Source organism: Ruminococcus sp. (assembly GCF_016287535.1).
Taxonomy (GTDB): domain Bacteria; phylum Bacillota; class Clostridia; order Oscillospirales; family Ruminococcaceae; genus Ruminococcus.
Genome location: NZ_JAEFAJ010000031.1, coordinates 21,853 through 39,566 on the forward strand (window position 1 = coordinate 21,853; position 17,714 = coordinate 39,566).

The 17,714-nt window shown below is 45.0% G+C and carries 16 protein-coding genes and 1 pseudogene; 1 reads left to right on the top strand and 16 read right to left on the bottom strand.

Annotated elements, in window-relative coordinates:
• Positions 1-33: 33 nt before the first annotated feature.
• From QZZ36_RS10855 to QZZ36_RS10885, 7 genes are all read right to left on the bottom strand, one after another.
• Positions 34-945 carry a cysteine synthase family protein gene (locus tag QZZ36_RS10855; RefSeq protein WP_295081346.1) on the bottom strand — a complete coding sequence of 304 codons (912 nt, stop codon included), beginning with the start codon at positions 943-945 and terminating at the stop codon, positions 34-36.
• Positions 946-955: 10 nt separating this feature from the next.
• Complete coding sequence (locus QZZ36_RS10860; protein ID WP_295081348.1) at positions 956-2,116, bottom strand: aminotransferase class I/II-fold pyridoxal phosphate-dependent enzyme; 1,161 nt, start codon at positions 2,114-2,116, stop codon at positions 956-958.
• Positions 2,117-2,363: 247 nt separating this feature from the next.
• The gene (locus tag QZZ36_RS10865) at positions 2,364-3,260 is read right to left on the bottom strand and encodes a class I SAM-dependent methyltransferase (RefSeq protein WP_295081350.1); all 897 of its coding nucleotides are present in this window, start codon (positions 3,258-3,260) and stop codon (positions 2,364-2,366) included.
• Between the two features lie 623 nt (positions 3,261-3,883).
• Positions 3,884-4,804: an ABC transporter permease subunit gene (locus QZZ36_RS10870; protein WP_295081352.1), complete on the bottom strand. Its 921-nt coding sequence runs from the start codon at positions 4,802-4,804 to the stop codon at positions 3,884-3,886.
• Positions 4,801-5,619 (bottom strand): ABC transporter ATP-binding protein, encoded by an 819-nt coding sequence (locus QZZ36_RS10875; protein WP_295081354.1) that lies wholly within the window; start codon positions 5,617-5,619, stop codon positions 4,801-4,803. Before QZZ36_RS10875 ends, QZZ36_RS10870 begins: the two co-directional genes overlap by 4 nt.
• Positions 5,606-6,811 carry an ABC transporter substrate-binding protein gene (locus QZZ36_RS10880; RefSeq protein WP_295081356.1) on the bottom strand — a complete coding sequence of 402 codons (1,206 nt, stop codon included), beginning with the start codon at positions 6,809-6,811 and terminating at the stop codon, positions 5,606-5,608. Before QZZ36_RS10880 ends, QZZ36_RS10875 begins: the two co-directional genes overlap by 14 nt.
• Before the next feature lie 281 nt (positions 6,812-7,092).
• A complete protein-coding gene (locus QZZ36_RS10885) occupies positions 7,093-7,290 on the bottom strand; it encodes a hypothetical protein (RefSeq protein WP_295081358.1) in 198 nt (65 codons plus the stop codon).
• 92 nt (positions 7,291-7,382) lie between these two features.
• On the opposite strand from QZZ36_RS10885, the gene QZZ36_RS10890 reads away from it, so the two are divergent.
• The gene (locus tag QZZ36_RS10890; RefSeq protein ID WP_295081361.1) at positions 7,383-8,819 is read left to right on the top strand and encodes a recombinase family protein; all 1,437 of its coding nucleotides are present in this window, start codon (positions 7,383-7,385) and stop codon (positions 8,817-8,819) included.
• A 139-nt stretch (positions 8,820-8,958) separates the two neighbouring features.
• Here QZZ36_RS10890 and QZZ36_RS10895 read toward each other — a convergent pair whose 3' ends face one another.
• From QZZ36_RS10895 to QZZ36_RS10935, 9 genes and pseudogenes are all read right to left on the bottom strand, one after another.
• Positions 8,959-10,422 carry a recombinase family protein gene (locus tag QZZ36_RS10895; protein ID WP_295081363.1) on the bottom strand — a complete coding sequence of 488 codons (1,464 nt, stop codon included), beginning with the start codon at positions 10,420-10,422 and terminating at the stop codon, positions 8,959-8,961.
• Positions 10,423-10,453: 31 nt separating this feature from the next.
• Positions 10,454-11,572 carry a nucleotidyltransferase family protein gene (locus QZZ36_RS10900; RefSeq protein ID WP_295081365.1) on the bottom strand — a complete coding sequence of 373 codons (1,119 nt, stop codon included), beginning with the start codon at positions 11,570-11,572 and terminating at the stop codon, positions 10,454-10,456.
• A 151-nt stretch (positions 11,573-11,723) separates the two neighbouring features.
• Positions 11,724-12,743: a UDP-glucose 4-epimerase GalE gene (galE, locus tag QZZ36_RS10905; RefSeq protein WP_295081367.1), complete on the bottom strand. Its 1,020-nt coding sequence runs from the start codon at positions 12,741-12,743 to the stop codon at positions 11,724-11,726.
• Between the two features lie 38 nt (positions 12,744-12,781).
• Positions 12,782-14,353 carry a BCCT family transporter gene (locus QZZ36_RS10910; protein ID WP_295081369.1) on the bottom strand — a complete coding sequence of 524 codons (1,572 nt, stop codon included), beginning with the start codon at positions 14,351-14,353 and terminating at the stop codon, positions 12,782-12,784.
• On the bottom strand, positions 14,337-15,065 hold the full coding sequence (locus QZZ36_RS10915) for a phosphocholine cytidylyltransferase family protein (protein WP_295081372.1): 729 nt from the start codon (positions 15,063-15,065) through the stop codon (positions 14,337-14,339). The genes QZZ36_RS10910 and QZZ36_RS10915 overlap by 17 nt, the downstream gene beginning before the upstream one ends.
• Positions 15,066-15,087: 22 nt before the next feature.
• On the bottom strand, positions 15,088-16,635 hold the full coding sequence (locus QZZ36_RS10920; protein WP_295081374.1) for a phosphotransferase: 1,548 nt from the start codon (positions 16,633-16,635) through the stop codon (positions 15,088-15,090).
• Positions 16,636-16,726: 91 nt separating this feature from the next.
• Positions 16,727-17,335 carry a dTDP-4-dehydrorhamnose 3,5-epimerase gene (rfbC, locus tag QZZ36_RS10925; RefSeq protein ID WP_295081376.1) on the bottom strand — a complete coding sequence of 203 codons (609 nt, stop codon included), beginning with the start codon at positions 17,333-17,335 and terminating at the stop codon, positions 16,727-16,729.
• Entirely contained in the window at positions 17,335-17,520 is a 186-nt protein-coding gene (locus tag QZZ36_RS10930) for a sugar nucleotide-binding protein (RefSeq protein ID WP_295081378.1), read from the bottom strand. The genes rfbC and QZZ36_RS10930 overlap by 1 nt, the downstream gene beginning before the upstream one ends.
• 3 nt (positions 17,521-17,523) lie before the next feature.
• Positions 17,524-17,714, bottom strand: a pseudogene (locus QZZ36_RS10935) (dTDP-glucose 4,6-dehydratase); the annotation flags it as partial.

Consider the following 17,714-nt stretch of genomic DNA (forward strand, 5'->3'; position numbering starts at 1 on the left):
GGATATGCCGGCGGATGTGGGCATCCGCCCCTACTAATCGAATAATCCTGTACTGAAATAGCGGTCGCCGCGGTCGGGAAATACCGTTACGATATTGCCCTTTGCGCCGCTTTTTACAAGCTTCAGCACCGCTGCCATAGCTGCTCCAGAAGACGAGCCTGCGATAATACCCTCAGTTTTGGCAAGCAGTCTCGCAGTCGAAAACGCCTCGTCGTCGTTCATCTTTATAACATCATCTACAAGTGACATATCCATAGTCTCTGCGACGAAGTCATTGCCGATACCTTCAATGTTATAGTCGGCGTGCTCTCCGCCGCCCATAGTCGAACCAACGGGATCTGCAAGTATGCCCTTTGTCTGTGGGTTCCTCTCCTTGATATAGCGGAGTATACCCGTGTAAGTGCCGCCGCTTCCTGCGCCTGCCACAACATAGTCTATCCTGCCGTCGAGAGCTTCGTATATCTCTCGTCCTGTTGTTTCGTAGTGAGCAAGCGGATTGCTCTGATTTTTGAACTGCTCCAGCGATATGGAATCCGGTATCTGAGCCTTTATCTCCTCTGCCTTTGCGACTGCACCGAGCATACCGAGCTCACGGGGAGTATTGACTACCTCCGCACCAAGCGCCCTGAGGAGAGACTGCTTCTCAGCCGAAAACTTTGTGGGTACTACAAAAATGATTTTGTAGCCGCGGTTGAGTGCCGCAAAAGCTATTCCAAGTCCTGTATTGCCTGCGGTAGCTTCAACGATAGTGCCGCACTTTTTCAGAATCCCCTTTTTCTCAGCGTCGTTTATCATGTACAGACCCGTGCGGTCCTTGACGCTTCCGGATGGATTCCAGAGCTCAAGCTTTGCGAACACGTTCACGCCCTCCGCTCTGACTATATTTCCAAGTCTTACCAGCGGAGTGTTTCCGATGAGCGCCTGCATTGAATCATAGTATCTCATATCTATTATCTCACTTTCTCTCGGATTTTGCAATAGCCTGTTCGATATCCGCAAGAATATCTTCAATATACTCAATACCGACTGAAAGGCGGATAAGTCCGTCCGTGATACCTACTTTTTTGCGTACATCGGCAGGAATGGAAGCGTGTGTCATGGTTGCGGGGTGGCATACGAGGGACTCTACGCCGCCGAGGCTTTCAGCAAGAGAAACAAGTTCAAGGCTCTCGAAGAAAGTATTTATATCGTAGTTCTCGTGAAGCTCGAAAGAGATCATAGCACCGCCGTTTTTAGCCTGTCTGCGGTTTGTCTCATAGCCCTTGTCGCTTTTGAGTCCGGGGTAGTAGACGTTCTTCACAGCCTTGTGCGCGGAGAGATATTCCGCAGCTTTTTCAGCGTTCTCAACGTGTCTGTCCATGCGGACCGCAAGAGTTTTTATTCCGCGGATAAGTAGGAATGAGTCAAAGGGTCCGAGAACTCCGCCTGTTGAATTCTGAATGAAAGCTATCTTCTCTGCAAGCTCCTTTGAGTTCACAACTGCAAGTCCTGATACAACGTCGCTGTGGCCGCCGAGGTACTTTGTAGCGCTGTGAACGACGATATCTGCGCCCAGTTCAAGGGGCTTCTGCAAATACGGCGTCATGAAGGTGTTGTCCACGATAACGAGAAGTCCGTGTCTGTGTGATACCTCCGCGATCGCCCTGATATCGGTAATTGTCATCAGAGGATTTGCAGGGCTCTCAATGATCACTGCCTTTACATCGTCAGTGATCTGGTTCTCAAAAACCTCCGGGTGCTCAGTGTCCGCAATGGTATAGGTGAAGTCAAAATGGTCAAAGACCTTGCTCAGCAGTCGGAATGTACCGCCGTAAACATTGCTTGATATCAGCACTCTGTCGCCGCTGTGAAGCAGACTGAGAACTGCTGTGAGAGCTGCCATTCCCGAACCGAAAGCGAAACCTGCATAGCCGCCTTCAAGATCTCTGATAAGAGCTTCGAGAGCCTCACGGGTAGGATTGCCCGTGCGTGAATATTCGTATCCGCGCATTTTTCCGAGACCGTCCTGCTTGTATGTGGAAGTCTGATAGATCGGCACATTTACTGCGCCTGTGCGCTCGTCAATGGATATGCCTCCGTGAATAAGTGCTGTTTCTGTATTTTTAAAATTACTCATAATTATTCTCCTTATCATTGCGGGACGTCGAGGACGCCGTTCCCTACAAGTTTCCTTTGTAGGGGCTGATGCCTAACAGGCACCCGTACCCTCTGTCCTGCGGACATCTCCCTGCACAGCAGGGAGTCACCCACATCAGCCCGCTGGTATTACATTTTATTTGACGGGGCGATGTAGGTATCGCCCCCCTACACGCCGAATCTGTCAACGATACTATAATTCCGAATTCCGCATTAAGAATTCCGAATTATTCATAATCGTAGCCTGCGGTGTAGGTAGCCGATATCAGGCTCACGTTTTCAAATGCTTTCAGCCCGTCATGTCGTCCGTCGAAGTACTCTCTCTGCACCTTTTCGGGCGGCATATATGTGTCTATCTGGAAGCCGAGTCCGTAGAGTGCGCGTGAGACCTCACTGTAATCATAGCCGCCGCGCATGACCTCTCCGAGTGCTTCTGTAATAAGTTCAAGTCTTTCGACTCTCCGTGGAAATTCTCCGGTTTTTATAGGATAATCAAACACAAGCTCGCTGCCGAGAGCCGAAAGCTCAGCCATTTGTTTCAGCGTGTCTGTAAATACATCAAGAGTCAGATAATAGGTAACTCCCAGTATACTGAAAAATGTCTTCTTCGCCGGATCGAATCCAGCTTCAAGGAGCTTGTCGCACATTCGCTCTTTCTCAAAATCAACAGGTACATAATGTACGTTGGAGCGGATATTCCATTCAAGCTCCCGTATCTTTTCAAGCTTGTAGCGCTGAGTATCGGGATGATCTGTCTCGAATATCTCGATGTCCTCGTTTTCATTGCGGAACGCAAATGTGTCCGAGCCCGCACCGCAGATAACGTACTGGACTTTCCCGTTTTCCTTTGCGAAGTCCGCAAGCCTGCTCTCGTTGAAGTGTATCCTCGACAGCGGTATCGGAGCGAAATATTCGCTGATTATCTGTTCCGTGTCCTCACGGGAAAACTGCTGCGAGCCGTCAAGTCCGCTGCTGATGAGCTCGTATATGCTGTCGTATTCATCCTTACCCAGCATATCATAGGCAAGGTAGTCATCGTATATCTTATGGCGCGAACGGTTGGAATGCCATGCTCTCACGAACGCGCATATCTTAGCTGTAACGCTCTCTCTTTCATTGACCATAAAATCCTCCGAAACATAAAAATGCGCAGAATGACATTCGCATTCTGCGCGTAACTATTTACTCGCTTAAAGTCAGGAGATGACGCAACATCGCTGAGCATAAGTATGCAGAATACGGATATCGTCTGATATGTTCATACAACAATACTGCATACAGCACATCATATTAGTTCTCATGTTCAGCACTCCTTTTTATCAAATCTCTGTATTCCTATCGGAACTATATGTATTATAGCACCTATCCCCTTCAATGTCAATAGTCTCAGACTATATTCGGCGATAGTTATAGTTTTATCCTATTATTCTTATAGTCTTTGTAGATTTTGCAGATACAGCCGTTAGTCATTAGCCATTAGCTTGTAGGGGACGCCGCCCTCGGCGTCCCGTTCTGGCATCGATGCATTTGGTGGACAAGGGGGACTCCTAACACACATTCCCTCTTTCTCTCTTGCACTCTTGAATGGTTTAAATCGCTAAAGCACATTGCATAGTATATAAAGCAAGAGGGAAAGGGAGAAAGAGTGCAAGAGGTAAAGAGGTAAAGAGGTATAGAGTACCACAAACAAAAAAGCCAAAGAACGAACAATCATCGCTCTTCGGCTTTAACATCTTATATTTCATATTTACCTCTTCCACCTTAAAAGACGATTCTGGAGCTTGTTGAACAGGAATGTAACTGCGATTACCACGAAACCGATAACAAGAAGTCCTGTGATAGTACGTGTGTAGTCTCCGAAGTCGGAGTAATACTTTACATAATAGCCCATTCCGTCACGTGCTCCTATCATCTCCGCAGATGTGAGAAGTATGAATGATACGCTCAGACCCTGATTGCAGCCCAAGAATATCTGCTGCAGTGACGCAGGAAGTATAACTCTGAACAGCATTTCCGGCTTGCTCACATTCAGTACCTTTGCCGAGTCGATTATCTTCTTGTCTACGCCGAGAACTCCGCTCATCGTTCCTGCGAATACAGGCCAGAATGTAGCAAGGAATATAACGAATACGGAAACCGACTTGAATGTCGGGAGAAGTGCGATTCCGTAGGGAATGTAAACTATTGGCGGTATTGAGCTGAAAAACTTTGTGATATATGTGGCAGCTCCGCCCACTCGCGCGCTCCAGCCTATGAAAAGTCCCAGCGGTATCGCAACGGCAGCTGCAAGCAGAAATCCCTTTATTGTCGTTCCAAGAGAGCTTACTATATTTGTGAATATAGCCGACCTGTCCTCGGTGAACTGGTGTATCACCTTACCGGGTGCAGGGAAAAGCAGGTCGTTGAGGATATTGTATTTCGCCGTAGCCAGTGACCATACTCCTAAAAGCACGAATACAAATCCTGTAATATCAAGAAGAAGAGAAAGCGCTTCTTCTTTTTTGATGAATGATGAGGCTGCAAGTACGATGACTTCAAGTCCCACAGCAAATGTAACGAGAGAGCCTGTGAATACTTCCTTTGTTGACCTGTCGGGAAGCAGCTGTATGAGCAGTAGCGCTATGAACAGCAGATGCGTGATGCGGAGGTAGCGTTTTTTCAGCGTCATAGTACCACCTCATCTCCGCCGATACGCTCGGCAATATCATTGTATAGAAGTGAGAGCAGTCTGTTTCGGAACTTTCCGTATTCTTCGGTCTTTACAAGATCCTCACGTCTGCGTGGACGGTCAAAGGGAACATTCACAACTTCATTTACTGTACCCGGATGAGCTGTGAGAACTACTATCTTATCCGAGAGCAGTATTGCCTCGTCTATGTCGTGAGTCACGAACACAACTGTCTTGCGGGGCTCTGAGCCGTCGCCCTCCCAGAGCTTGAGAAGAAGCTCCTGAAGGATAACACGATTCTTTGCGTCGATAGCGCTGAAGGGTTCGTCCATGAGAAGTATCTCGGTATCCATTGCAAGGGCTCTTGCGATAGCCGCACGCTGCTGCATACCGCCTGAAAGCTGTGATGGGAACTTATTGCCGAAGCCTGTAAGTCCCACCTTTGTGAGAAATTCGTCAGCTATCTTAGCGCGTTCGCTGCGCTTGACATCGTGACGGGACTGCTTGATGCCGAACTCGATGTTCTTCCTTGTGGTCATCCACGGAAAAAGTGAATAATGCTGAAATACTACTCCCCTTTCTGTACCTGTACCGTGAAGTTCCTTGCCGTCTATCTGAACCGTGCCGCCGGCAGGGGCATAAAGCCCCTCCAGGACACTGAGCAGAGTTGACTTACCGCAGCCGCTTGCACCGATAACGCTTACGAATTCGCCGTCAGCAACGCCGAACGAAACGTCATGGAGTGCGTTGAAGCTGCGCTTGTTCTCTATGTAATTTACAGTAAGATCTTTTATCTCTATCTTATTCGTAGTCATTGAAATGCTCCTCTAACGATTTATAGATATCATCGGAGTTCTCAGTCAGGATACTGTCAAGAGCCTTTTTGTAGATGTCTGTGTTGTAGTAGGGCTCAATGTCGTAATCGTTCGTATATCCGAGTTCTATAATAGTATCCTTGAGTGTGAGAGTACCCTGCTTGTCAGGATCGGGGCTTGATACGCTGTATCCGCCGTATACCTCTGTGTCTATGAACTCCTCGTCAATGTCGATGTACTTCTTGACGTCCTTTATGGTCTTGTCATGATCGGACTGTGTGAAGTGATAAGCCTTGATGAATGCCCTCTCGACAGCAGTAAATGTATTTGGATTGCTGCTCAGAGCCGATGTCTTGGCAACCTGACGGCAGCATGGCTGGTTTTCAAGTGCCTTTTCATGTGCGCAGTAGTAAACTACCTTGTAGCCCTGAGACTTTGCGAGGGAAGCATAGGGCGAGTATACGGAAGCAGCGTCGATAGAGCTGTTAAGAAGTGCAGCATAAGCGTCCTTCTGGCTGTCGAAGTAAACGATATTTACCTTGTCATCACCCTCGCCTATCTCTATATGTGCATTTTTCAGAAGTATCTGAAGTTCCGCGTCCTGAACGCTGTTCTTTACAGAAGCGACATTTCTGCCCTTGAGTATCTCAACGCCAAGCTCGTCCTTGTCTGCGAACTCGGACTTGATAACGTAGCCGTGACCGTTTGTCATTGCGCCGCCGAAAATTGAAACATCGTGTCCCTGGCTCTGGAATGTGAGTGTTGGTACAGAACCGATGAACGCAACGTCAAGCTTGTCGGACTCCAGTCCGTTTACAAGCTCAGCAGCGCTGGAGAACTGCGTAAGTGTTACTTTAAGTCCCTCTTCCTTGAAGTAGCCCTCCTCCTGTGCAACAAACGCGAGGAGATGCGCCGTTGAGTTGAGGTAGCCGATGTTTATATCTGTTTTTTCGGGAGCTCCGAGTACAGCTTCCGCACTGTCGCCGCAGCAGTCAGCCACGCCGTCCTTGCAGCATTCCTTGTCTCCGTCCTTGCAGCAGTCCTTTTCCTCCGACGCTTTCTCGGCAGTCTCATTGAAGGTAGGGACATCTGTAGATTCCGTTTTATTGTTTGAGGCATTGTTGAAGGCTCCGCAGCCTGTGAGCAGCGATAAAGCCGCAGCTATAGAAACAAATTTTATTTTATTATTCATATTTATCACCTTTCATATTTAAAAACTTATCATTTCTTCGGACAGATCAGCTGAAACATCGCATTCGCTCCGAGTTGGTGATATGTCTGTAATTTTTCATGTTCTTCTCACTCCTTGGTTTTTCTCTGTGAATTAATCATACCATACCCATAGGTTTTTGTCCAATACGAAAGGATTATTATTCTGTATAGATTATCTCTATAACCGAAAAACATTCACAGATGCTGCTTCAAATAAAAAAGGACGATACCGCTTTACGAAACAGTACCGTCTCCTGAAAATTATGATGTCATTTTTTCTGCAAATATGTTCCATTCCTGTATACAGCCGGCATACTGCTCTCTTATGGCATTTCCTATCCGCTGACATACCTCAGAATCCCAGATCTCACGCTGTTCATCAGATAATGAATCCAGTTCTTTTTCGCTGCTGTCAGGCATAACGATTACAGACGGCAGCGCTTTGATCTTTCCGGCCATTAAATCACCCCGCATACAAACCTATGCCGAATTGCCTGTCCGTTATACTAATTTTCTGTTTTCTACAGGATTCATAAAAAGGAGGAAAGCCCATGCCGAAAAAAAACGCAGCTGCATATATCAGGGTCTCAACTGATGACCAGCTTGAATTCTCCCCTGACAGCCAGATCAGAAAAATAAAAGAATACGCCCGGCAAAACTGTATACACATCTGTGACGATTTCATTTTTATTGACGAGGGTATCAGCGGCCGCAAGGCAGAAAAACGTCCGGCATTCATGAAAATGACTGCGCTTGCCAAAACAAAGCCCAAGCCTTTTGATATGATACTGGTCTGGAAATTCTCCCGATTTGCGCGTAACCGTGAGGACAGTATCGTATATAAGTCCATGCTACGCAAACAATGCGGAATAGATGTGATCTCCGTTTCGGAGAATATCGGCGGGGATAAGACTTCTGTACTCATAGAGGCTTTGCTTGAAGCTATGGACGAATATTACTCCATAAACCTTGCCGAAGAAGTAAAACGAGGCATGAATGAGAAATTCTCACGGGGAGGAGTGGTTTCCAGACCGCCTTTCGGATATAAAATGAGCAACGGTGTATTTGTTCCGAATGACGAAACTGCTCCTATCGTAAGAATGATCTTTGAAGATTATGCTTCAGGAACAGGAATACGCAGAATCGCAATGAAGCTTAATGAAATGGGGATACGTTCCGCAAAGGGAAATCTATTTGAAAACAGAACAATAGAGTATATCCTTACCAATCCGGCTTATCTCGGAAAGCTTCGCCGGAACCCAAACGGACGTGACAGCGCCGATCGTTTTCATCAATCTGAGGATATTGTTATTGTCAAAGGAAAGCATGAAGCGATTATAAGTGAAAAGCTCTATAAAGAAGCAAATGATCGTCTGAAAGAACAGAGGAAAAAATATGTACGCCGCGCACAGCAGAAACCGGCAGACTTTATGCTGCGGGGATTATGCCGCTGTTCAGACTGCGGCTCAACTCTTGTACAGGCAGTTAAAGGAACTTCCCTGCAATGTCACAAATACGCAAGAGGTCAGTGCAGTACCTCTCACAGTATTACGATTGCAAAAATGAATGAAGCTGTTATTGAACGGCTGAAAGCTGATATCGGCGATTCCGATATTACATTCGCTGCACCTAAGGAGTCCGCGGCTCAGGCCGGCAATATCAATGCTGTTCTGCTTGAAAAGGAATACAAAAAGCTTGAACGCATAAAAGCAGCTTTTGAATCAGGCATTGATACTATCGGAGAATACGGCACGAAAAAGCTGCGTATTCAGAGCCGTATCTCAGAGCTTGAATCTGCTGTTCCGCAGCCGGCTCAGGAAGCAGCGGCGGCAGACTTTAAAATGAAAGCGGCTGAAGTTATGGATAAGATCATGTCAGATGATATCTCTGCGAATGACAAGAATACAATGCTTCGAGGAATCATTTCTCATATTACATTTGACAGAAAGGCTATGACTATCAGGATCGTCTATTTACCGCCATTTTAATTCTCTGAATTCAAACTGTATCTTTATGGTGTATAGACCTCCGAGCTGCGATATAATAACCTTTGCCATTCTGGGATCCGGATTTTTTATATTTACCGGATATTGTAATTTGATACAGTATCCATGATGTACATAATGCTCAAATGAATTCCGCGGTCAGTTCAAGATCTGAATAAGGTCTGTTCCTGTACGTCCTTTTGTTCTTGCTGTAATATATCTTCCTGAAGACTGCGCGAAGCAGTCTGTTTTTTTCTTCAGGTCCCGCATCACTGAACCTTTCTAAAATACTCTCAATGCTTTGAACAGCTTCACCTGACTGCGGCTTCTCAGGCTCCCGAACAGATTCAAGCTCTTTTAAAGCCGTTTCCGCTTTCTTTATCTTTTCAGTGATGATCTCTGAACGCTCACGAAACAGGTTTATATCGTAAACCTCCTGCTCCAGCAGATCATACAGCCTTTCCTTCTGCCTTCTCGCTCTTTCAAGCTCCGCGTTCAGAAGCGCTTTTTCGTCAGGCTCGTCTGAGCTTTTTTCATTGCCTTCCCATTTTAGTCTTTCAAGCAGCTTTACGCGATATCTCAAAGCCGCTATGACCGCCTCGTCCACAGCTTCAAAAGCAGAGCTTACGGTTTTCCCTCTGCACTCATTGTATACGCACAGAATATGCTCACTGCCGCTTTTCGCTGTAAATCGTCTCTTCATCTGATGTCCGCAGTTCTTACAAAAAAGTACATTGTGGTAATAGTTGAGAAGCCTGTCATTAGTGCGAAGCTGAACGGCAGGACAGGACCTTTTCTTTTCCTGCACTGACCGGAATATCTCTTCGCTTATGACAGGCTCATGTATCCCGTTATACAGCGTATCACCGTTGGATCTTGTCTTCCAGCCGACTTTGCCGCAGTATACAGGATTTGACAGTATTTTCTTTATGCTGGGAGATTCCCAGAGACGTTTTTTCTGAGGACTGATACCAATACGGTTAAGCTCATCCGCAATGGATTTAGTTCCCATGCCGTCAAGGTAAAGCTTGTATATAAGCTTTACTGTCTCTGATTCTGATGGGATCATTTCAAGAGTATGCACCTTGGGCTCAGGATTTGTCTTCCTGTACCCGTATGGCGCTGCGGAGCCAATATAATTTCCTTCCTTGACAGAAGCCAGTCTGCCGTTCTGCATACGCCGCTTTATAGTCTTATATTCACGCCGGCTCATGAACAATGAGAACTCAAAGTATTCCTCATCAAATTCATTATCAGGGTCATATGTTTTTGACGGAGTTATTATCTTTGTAGACGATTCCCTGAACGCCTGCGCAACTATTCCCTGATCTATGGTATCTCCCCTTGCAAGACGTTCTATCTCTACTACAAGAACACCTGCATATCTTCCGTCTGAAACGTCTGCAAGTAGAGCCTGCATCTGCGGTCTCGCAGCAATACTGTCTCCGCTTACGATCTCCTTATATATCTGTTCTATATTCAGTTCCTGACGTTCCGCAAGCTCTGCAAGCATTGCATGATGGCGGGAGAGTGTTTCGCCTTCTCCGCGTGATTCAGCTTCAATATCGGCTCTCGACTTTCGCAGGTACATACAGTATCCTCTCATATTGTTCCCTCCGGTATCATTTAAGCAGCTCTTATTTTTTCTTTTTTCTTCCGAGATACTTGAATTCCTTCATAAAACTCTTCCGGCTCACTGTAATTCCTCTAAGCAGTCTGTAAACATAAGCAAAAGGAATAAGCAGCTTGCTTTTCCTTACCCACGGAACCGAGCCTTCAAGATATCTGACCGGCGGAAAAAAACGGTAAATAAAATACTTCGCCCTTGACCCTCCGCCTTCGGATTTCATCGCATTTACAACAAAGTTTTCCTGTGTTCCGTAAGTGCCGGACATAACATAATAATCAAGATTTTTTTTATCCTCTGCGGTCAGCTCCTCCATTGAAAAAACTTTCAGTGAAAGCTCCCTGTTGCTTCGCTCAAAATCAGCAATGCCCATTTTTTCCAGCTCGGCATTCAGGTAATCCCAGTCAAGGGAATCACCGAACTTCCGGAGGAAAATATACGTATCCGCAAGGGAACGCACTCCTGTACCGCCTCTCGTAAAATGCTTGTATTCATGTGCGAGCATAAACAGGTAGAACTCTTCATTGCTGAAATGATATCCGTATTCATTGTCATCATCCTTGATCATTCTTTCCTTGATACTGCTGTAATAATCCGCCATAGCCCCGACCTGATACTCCATAAACAACTCGCCATGCATCTCAAAATTAAACATGGGTGCTTTCACATATTCGTCAACAGCTACCCGTTCAGCTTTAAGGCTGAATCCGAACTCTTTCATGATGCTCCGCACATCACTGCGTCTGCTTATATCAAACAGTATATCATTATCCGACATCTGCCGCATACCGAGCTTGGGATACCATTTTTTCAATATGCAGCCTTTGAGCGGCATATACCATATCTTTTCTGTTTCCAGACGATCAAGTATCTTTTTCCTTTCCGCATCAAGAAGAATATTCTTTCTTACCGCCTTCTCCTTCGCCTGTGTAAACTCATTGTCCTTTATACCAACAGATTCAAGAACATACGCTGTGCAGGCAGTAAGTATATGTTCCTGACAAACCTCAAAGAGCTTTTGCAGGTCAAGATCGGCGATACGCTCCTGAGACGGTTTTCTGTTATTTACAGCACAGGCGGTCAGATATATCATATCCTCTGCATTTTTTCTGAATTCACTCTTTTCCATTATTTATCACTCCGTTTTGACAAATACAGTATCACACCATAAATCTATGCATAAAAATGATATTTATTGCCATTCAGTTTATGTTTAGTATATCACACCGGACAGTAAAAATCAAGCAAAAGAAAACTCGGACGATCGTCCGAGTCAAGTATCACTTTTTATATCCGTCAGGATTATTCTTCTGCCAGTTCCATGAATCGCGGCACATATCCTCAAGAGTTTTTTCAGTCTTCCAGCCAAGCACCTTCCATGCCTTATCGGCATTTGCATAGCACTCGGCAAGATCGCCCTCACGTCTTGCACCGTATACATGATTGACCTTTATATTATTGACCTTCTCGAAGGTGTCAACTATCTCAGTTACGCTGTACGGAGTGCCGGTGCCGAGATTGAATATCTCAACACAGTTATGTCCGAGTATATAGTCGATAGCCTTTACGTGTCCCTTGGCAAGATCCACCACATGGATATAGTCACGGGTGCAGGTACCGTCATGAGTAGGATAATCATTGCCGAAAATTGTAAGGCATTCACGCTTTCCTACTGCGACCTGAGACACATAAGGCATAAGGTTGTTAGGAATACCCTGCGGGTCCTCTCCTATCATACCGGATTCATGGGCACCGATAGGATTGAAATATCTAAGCAGTATAACAGAAAGCTCCCTGTCAGCCTTTGCGGCGTCCTCAAAGATCTGCTCCATCATTGACTTTGTCCAGCCATAAGGATTAGTGCAGGCACCGCGGGGCATTGTTTCCAGATACGGCACAGGATTCGCCTCACCGTAAACAGTTGCGCTTGAGGAGAATATAATGTTCTTTACGCCGTATTTCTCCATATTTTCAAGGAGAGAAAGAGTAGTGTCGATATTGTTGCGATAATACATAACAGGCTTCTGAACAGACTCACCAACAGCCTTGAGACCTGCAAAATGGATGACCGCATCTATCCTGTTCTCTTTGAAAACTTCTGCAAGTTTTGCGGTATCCTTGATATCAAGCTCATATAACTTAACATTTCTGCCTGTTATTTTTTCAACACGCCTTATAGCTTCCGGCGAACTGTTTGAGTAATTGTCCGCAACTATAACATCATAGCCCGCGTTCAAGAGCTCAACTGCTGTGTGTGAACCGATATATCCGGCTCCGCCTGCCAAAAGAATTGATGCCATATTATGTACCTCTTTTTCTGTTATTCTTAAAGCACTTGTCAGTGCTTTTTCTTCTGTTTTTTGGAAGCTGCTGTTTTTACGCCTTCAGGTTCTTCAAGCTCCTGCCTGTACTTCTTTGCATCCTTCATAAAGCTCCATATCATAACTATCATGATTATACCGATCGGGAACGCGGAAATAATGCTTACTGACTGGATATTGTTCATTGAGCTTTCCGAGAATACAAGAGCTATCGGAAGAACGATAAGCAGTATGCACCATAAAAGCTCTATGAACTTATTTGGGTGCTCGTCTTCGCCAAGATTCTTATAGCTGTAGCATGAAGCGGTATATGCGATCGAATCAAATGATGTTGAATAGAACGCTATCATAGTCAGCACCACTACTACCAGTATGAACTTGCCGCACGGCATTGTATCTATTATATTGAGTATAAGCTCATACAGATCGCCGCTGTCATTATACTGCTGTATAAAGTCTGCTTTTTCTGCAGCCTGTAAACCAAGTGAATAGTTTCCGAGAACGATGAAGCTTACGATAGTTGAACCTACACCGAAAATATAGCCTCCGAGAAGTGTCTGCTTTACCGTTCTGCCTCTTGAGATATTGCCTATAAAGAAAGGCGCGGCAATACACCATACCATCCAGTATGCCCAGTAATAGATAGTCCAGTCCTGCGGGAAATTGTTTTCACGCACAGGATCACAGTATGTGGACAGCTCAATAAAATTCTGGAACATTTTACCGAGTGACTGGAATCCGTTTTCTATAATGAATCTTCCCTGACCGCCGATCAGAAGTATGAAGATCAGCAATCCGAAGAACATGAATATACACGTCTTCGCAAGTATGCTTATTCCCTTGAAACCATGAAGGACAGCATACGTATATACCGCACAGGTTATGAGCAGTATGATGATCGTAACAGCGGTACGGCTTATCGTGATACCGAACAGCTTGACTATTATACTTGCCATAAGGGGCGTTGCAACACTGAAAGTAGTAGCTGTTCCGGCAAGCAGCGCAAAAAGTGCAAAGAGATCAATAACTCTGCCGAGAAGTCCGTCAGCGTGTTTTCCGATAACAGGACGACAGGCTTCCGAATATCTCTGACGGCTTCTCTTTCTTACATGAAGCATAAATCCGAACGCAACAGCAAGTACAAGATAAAAAGCCCATGGGATAAAACTCCAGTGGAACAGAGGAAATACACCTGCCCACTCAGTTATGGGACCGAGATCAGCAACATGAGGATTAGTTGCATACATTACCCATTCCGCGAATGAATAGAAAAGGATGTCTGCGGCAAGTCCGCAGGTAAACATCATGCTTCCCCACGCAAAAAAAGAATACTTAGGCTTTTCATGCGGCTCACCGAGAACGATGTCGCCGTACTTTGAGAATGAAAGGTAAATGGATATTACCAGGACTCCGACGCCCATTGCAAGATAGTACAATCCAAGCGTATCTCCGAAGAAATAACGCACATCGCTGATAACTTCATTTGATTTTTCTGGAAATGCAAAAAGGATTCCGGCTAATGTCATAATAATGATAAATGGTGCGAGTGTGATCAGCCAGTCAATCTTTCCTTTAGATGATGACTTCATTTTTCAATACTCCTTTGTAACTTTTATCGATATCTATCAGTTCCTCAATGCTGTCCACTTCAATAATATCGCCTTTTTTCATCGGCATGATCCCAAGCTCATACTCTTCGGGATAAACGAACATGGCAATGTCGTCCCAGTAGAGCTGTCTTTTACTCTCGTCGGCAAACGCCTCTTCCAGATGCTTTCTGAGCCTTTTACCATCAGCCCTGCTCCAGCGGGAAATACTGTAGAGCTGCCATCCGTGCTTTCCGCCGCAGCGGCTGCAGCCAGTGACAATACCGTCCCTGACCGTCATGAGCCACTCATCTGTTTCATCGTCAGTCCACACTGCGTTATACCCTGACCTTTCAAATTCAGGTCTGAGTATCTCATCATTGTAGATTATCTGATCGCCGTCAAGTATTATCGAATTCTCTATGTGTTCCCTTGCCACATAAAGAGACGATATATTATTGCAGACATCATAGTAAGGATTCTCTATAAGTTTAAGTCCCTCATATTCTCTTTCGAGGTCTTTAAACTGTTCTTTAAGATATCCAACTACCACAAATATCTCCTTTATCCCATTATGATGAAGCCCTTGTATCACAGTATCTATCATCCTTACGCCATTGACACTTACAAGAGGCTTAGGCGTTTTATACGTGATGGGTCTCATTCTGTTTCCGAGACCTGCTGCCATGATCACAGCGCGTTCAACATAGTTCATTTTCTATTTCTCCTTTTCAGGATTATTCCTCTGATGCGATCCTGAAATACTCCTTCGCGTATCGGTATTGACAAAGTGAATATTCGCCGAATTCCACACCGAGATCCAGCTTGTATTCGCACCAGTTGCTCCAAAGCAGTCCACAAGCAGCGATATAGCAGTATATCTTTTTCCTTACCGCGCCGCTGCAGTTGTTTTCAAAATAAATATCTATAAGACGGTCTACCTGTTCCCTGTCATAAAGGGCATAAATACAGAACATCGCAATATCCACATGAGAATCCTGCATCGCGGAGTATTCCCAGTCTATCAGACGCACATCATCGCCTGTAAAAAGGAAATTGTCAGGTACGGCATCTATATGCGTCAGACACTCATCTTTGGGCTGAGAATCAATATATTTCTTCAGGAGCAATACTCCTTCCTTGGTTTTTTCATAATCCTTATATATAGATCTGTCATGTTTCCAAAGTGATTCATAGAAATCTATTTTCTCAAAGATATCAAATCTGTGTCCAACTGAAAGTTTTAAATTATGGAAAGCTCTCAGCTTCTCCATGCATTTTACAAGATCGTCATAATTATCAGGATCACATACTCTTGCGTCTTCAATGAACTTGGTTATTTTATATCCGTTTGAAGGGTCTATATATGTGATCTCATCACATATTCCGGTCCCGTTTATAAGATTGTATACCTCTGCTTCTTCTTTACGGTTAATGAGCCTGTCAGTTCCTTCACCGGGAATACGCATTATATACCTGCTTCCATTGCAGTTAAACAGAAACGACCTGTTGGTCATTCCTTTTTTCAGAACGGTTATATCAGTTATTTCAGCCTGCTCGGCATCAAGCACCTTGCAGATTGTCAGGATCGCATCTGATTTGAGCTGATCGGAATGCTCGTCAAGCTCCCTCAGCTGTTCATAGGTATTAATCTCAACATACTGTGCCGAATGGACAACTTTTGCTTTGATTCTCATCCTGTCATTCTCTATAAGAGCCTGTTCCCAAAAGCTGTCATCATATACAGGATCGCTGCAAAGCTGTTCTATTTCCCCGACCAGCCACTTTGCATCTTCTTCAGCTATATATGATATTCCGATCATACCGTTTCCTGCGGAATTTTTACCAATAACATTAAGGTGATTTTTTCTGTTAAGTCTCAGGATACTGTCATCATCCACAAGATCATTCACCATGTACCATGACTCGTTATATTCCTCAATAAACGGGTTTTCGCCGCACCAGACATCACATGGAATGATGAAGCTGTTTCCTAAATGCTTTTCCGCGAGTCTCAGGCTGTGAAGATTGTTTTTTTCCATATAATGCCTGTTAACGATGAGCTTGACATTGTATTTGTCAACGAGATATTCATATTCCTCTTTCATAAAGCCGACAACTATGTATATCTCCCTTATATCTGCTTCATGCAGCTGACAGATAAGTCTTTCTACAAGCGGTTCATCATTGACCCTGAGCATTCCTTTTGTATACATGGTATTGATAGGGACCATTCTCATTCCGAATCCTGCTGCAAGTATTATTGCATTTTTTCCGACATTCACTGGCATTCCTTCTTTTCGTTTTATTATTCAGAAAGTAGCATAAACAAGTATTAGATATTTATAAATAAAGCCTCTTCAAGAGGCTTTATTTTCAGAACCTGAAAGTATTACCAAGGGTATCCCACTTCTTGTCCTTATCGGAAAGATTGAGCTTTGTTCCATCCGCGAGAGAATATCCCTCACTGTCAGCGCTGCCTTTATATTCACCTGTGAGCTCAGGCCACTCTATCCCTATTGACGGATCGTTCCATGCAAGTCCGCCCTCGTCGTTGGCATGATAGAAATCATCACACTTGTAGCAGAACTCTGCCACATCAGTGAGCACGAGGAAACCGTGTGCAAATCCCTTTGGTATCAGGAACTGCTTCTTGTTTTCCTCGGTGAGTTCAACTCCGTACCACTTTCCGTAGGTCGCGCTTCCGCTTCTGAGGTCGACCGCTACGTCGAACACTCTTCCCTTTATAACACGCACCAGCTTTGTCTGAGGGTACTGCTTCTGGAAGTGCAGTCCTCTCAGCACTCCCTTTGTGGAGCAGCTCTGGTTGTCCTGCACAAATACGATATCAATGCCGGCTTCTTCCATATCTCTCTGGCTGTAGGTCTCCATGAAATAGCCTCGGCTGTCTCCATGTACAGCAGGAGTTATTACACAAAGGCCTTCGATCCCGCCGACATTTTTCTCAACTGTTATCTGTCCCATTACCGTATCTCCTTTAAATATCTTGCAAGTGCGTCCTGCCATGCAGCACAGCGTATGACAATATCAGATTTTATCTCTGATATCGCCTTATCAACTGCTTTCACGTCTGTTATATCAAGCTTAACATAGAGATATTTTGTATCACAGACTCGCTGTCCGCCCACGCCTGTGAGGAATGCTTTCATTCCTCACACCTCTGCACGGTTTCCGTACATTTTCTCATAGTAGTTCTGATACTCGCCGCTGATGATAGTCTCCCACCACTCGCGGTTCTCAAGGTACCACTTGATAGTCTTCTTTATGCCGTCCTCGAACTTTGTCTCAGGCAGCCAGCCAAGCTCGTTGTGTATCTTTGTAGGGTCTATTGCGTAGCGCATAT